5 protein-coding genes are annotated in these 2,624 nt (G+C 49.7%); 3 read left to right on the top strand and 2 right to left on the bottom strand.

Going from position 1 to position 2,624, the window contains the following annotated elements:
* Positions 1-245: 245 nt before the first annotated feature.
* Complete coding sequence (locus C501_RS0100145) at positions 246-452, top strand: antitoxin MazE family protein (protein WP_026174440.1); 207 nt, start codon at positions 246-248, stop codon at positions 450-452.
* The gene (locus C501_RS11865) at positions 449-769 is read left to right on the top strand and encodes a type II toxin-antitoxin system PemK/MazF family toxin (protein ID WP_043567679.1); all 321 of its coding nucleotides are present in this window, start codon (positions 449-451) and stop codon (positions 767-769) included. The genes C501_RS0100145 and C501_RS11865 overlap by 4 nt, the downstream gene beginning before the upstream one ends.
* A gap of 24 nt (positions 770-793) precedes the next feature.
* Here the strand turns inward: C501_RS11865 and C501_RS13725 are convergent, their stop codons facing one another.
* Entirely contained in the window at positions 794-1,183 is a 390-nt protein-coding gene (locus C501_RS13725; RefSeq protein WP_026174439.1) for a type II toxin-antitoxin system death-on-curing family toxin, read from the bottom strand.
* Between the two features lie 343 nt (positions 1,184-1,526).
* Between C501_RS13725 and C501_RS13715 the strand changes: the two genes are divergently transcribed.
* Complete coding sequence (locus C501_RS13715) at positions 1,527-1,859, top strand: histone-like nucleoid-structuring protein Lsr2 (RefSeq protein ID WP_083906468.1); 333 nt, start codon at positions 1,527-1,529, stop codon at positions 1,857-1,859.
* A gap of 354 nt (positions 1,860-2,213) precedes the next feature.
* Here the strand turns inward: C501_RS13715 and C501_RS14455 are convergent.
* Positions 2,214-2,624: hypothetical protein (locus C501_RS14455; protein ID WP_211206310.1), on the bottom strand; the 411-nt coding region annotated here is incomplete at its 5' end.

Here is a 2,624-nt window from a genome sequence, read left to right as displayed (position 1 = left end):
ACCACTCCCCTATCAGCTTTAGACGAAGGTGGGGTGGCCAGTATGCGAAAAACCCACCCAAAATGTGTATATCAACAGTACAAAATACAGGAAAATGAGTGAGTGAAAGTGATCCATCAATAATACTAGAGGCAAATTCCGTTCTCCAGGGCCCCCAGGCCTTCTCCAGATAGGCAGGCATGGAACAGATACTTAAGCTAAATAATCGAGCTTCCACTACGGATTGTTACATGTAACAATGAAGTATGAGTGTCAAGAACCGAGTCAGTGAGCACCGACGCAGAATGCGAGAAGCAGGCTACCGGCCAATTCAGGTATGGGTGCCAGACACTCGCTCGGAAAACTTCACCGACGAAGCAAACCGGCAAAGCGCAATCGTGGCTGAATCCGACCGGCGGTCAGACATCTACGAGTGGATCGATGCGGTTTCCGTGCCCTGGGACGCTGAGTGAGAGGCGAAATCTGGACAGTCGCCGGAAGCGGCTACGTTTCTAAACCTCGCCCAGCCCTCGTGATCCAGGATGATCGATTCAATGCCATTGATTCCGTCACAGTGGTCCCGCTGACCTCTACTTTGAACGATGCCCCGTTACTGCGGATTCCGATAGAGCCATCACAGCGGACAGGTCTTACACAGACGAGTCAGCTCATGATCGATAAAATGACAACGGTCCCCCGAGTGAATGTTCGTCACCGCATAGGGCACCTTACTGCTGCCGAAATAGTCCAAGTCGAAAGAGCACTACTGGTCTTCATCGGGATCAACTAACCAGACAACCCCGCAGCCATTGAGCTAGCTTGATCTGGCCTCAGCGAATCCTGCCAGCGCTTCAGCAATCTCGTGTAGCGGCGCTTCACTGATAGCAACCTGGTTCATGAAACGCTCTGCTTCATCCACATCAAAGGATGGACCCAGGACAATGCCGTTTACTTCCAGAAATACCCAACATGATGCCCAAGCTGTTCGCTTGTTCCCATCGACGAAGGCATGATTGCGAGCTAGGGACTGCAATAGAGCCGAGGCTTTCATTAGCAGTGATGGGTAGGCATCGATGCCATACAAAGTGCTCGCTGGACGTGCTACAGCAGAGTCCAAGAGACCGAAGTCGCGAACGTTGAGACTGTGCCCTAGGGCTACCGCTCCAGCGGTCAATACATCATCGCGATCAAGGAAGTAAATCACGCTAACCGCTCATTCAGCTCCGTCGATTTGGAGGCTACGTTGCGAGCGGCTTGCTCTATGAGACTTTTTCTATCGGAGACACGGAGCATCGTAGCATCATGGACGAAGGTCTTCAGATTAGTGTCTTCACGCTTCGCTACTGCTCGAATTTTTTCAAGCTCTTCAACTGTGAATTCGACATTCAAGGATGGCATGCCACGACACTACCACGCCTAGTACCTATATGGTGCTATCTAGGTACTAAGAACTGAGTTATCCACAGAACACCATTATGACTGATTGAACTGTAAACCTTCGGTCTGTAGTCTAAGGGAAACCAGTCAACTCAAGGAAAGGAAATCTCGTGGCTAAAAGAATCATGCTCATAGATGACATCGACGGCACCGTTGCAGCAGAAAGTGTCACTCTCTCCTACCGGGGCGCAGAATATTCTATCGATCTATCCGAGGACAACGCACGGCGGCTCGATGAAGCTTTGGAGCCTTTTTTACAGTACGCCTCAAAATCTTCTGGGAGGAAGTCAAAAATTAGTGCCACTGAGAGGGCCAAAAACGACAAGATACGCCAATGGGCTAAAGCCTCTGGTCATTCAGTCCCAGCGCGTGGACGCATTCCCGAGTCAACTCGCAGAGCATACGAAGAACGAAGTCAGGATTACATTCCGACCAGCGACTGATCGAATGCATTGGGGGCGTGACTGTCATAAACCAATTGGCCGACAGTCACGCCCTCAATGCATTCGGAAGAATGATTTTTAGTCTCTTGCGGGGATGATTCAAATCGCCCGTGCCCTGGAACCTGTTCCAGAACCCATAAACACAGTCGATTTTAGCATACCGTGTCAAGCCGCGGGTTGGTTCTCATCGAATTGCTTTCTTCTCAATAGCAAGTTGAGTCGTGGCAGCATGTAGGTCCTCAGGCTGAAGCTTACGGCTTGTTGACATGTTTTCTTTCTTGCATGAAAGCGTGGAGGCTTCCATGGTTGATTTCCGACTTGACTGGTTTGGGGCATCATGCACAACTTGTCCCTTCAGGCGGAGGGCGGCCAATTTTTAATCTGGCTGTCTTTGATCGGTGATAGGTTCCTTGGATACTCTCGCTGTATCTTCTGGAAGAAAGGACCTGATTTCTGATTCAATGAAGTGTTGTGAAAAGTCACACCGGGGTATCTAGAAAATAATGCTAACACCATAGCGCTGCCGATTCCTTGACGTTGATATTGCTCTGGGACTTCGATACCGCAGAATCTGCCGTAAGATTCTGAAAGGACTTTGAACTCCAAGTTTGCACTGCACTTTGAGACAGAAGATTTATATTCTCGACCCTGATTATTTGCTCTCTCTAAGTCCGGTAGTGGCCATAAATCAGTACGAGGGGTCTGCCCCGGGTTTGGTTGACATCTGATCTGTGAGGATTCGTCCTCGCTGGAAGGATGTATCTC

Origin of the sequence: Acaricomes phytoseiuli DSM 14247 (assembly GCF_000376245.1) — a bacterium.
Taxonomy (GTDB): Bacteria; Actinomycetota; Actinomycetes; order Actinomycetales; family Micrococcaceae; genus Renibacterium; species Renibacterium phytoseiuli.
The sequence above is the reverse complement of the archived record's forward strand: the minus strand, read 5'-3'. Positions and strand labels throughout refer to the sequence as shown.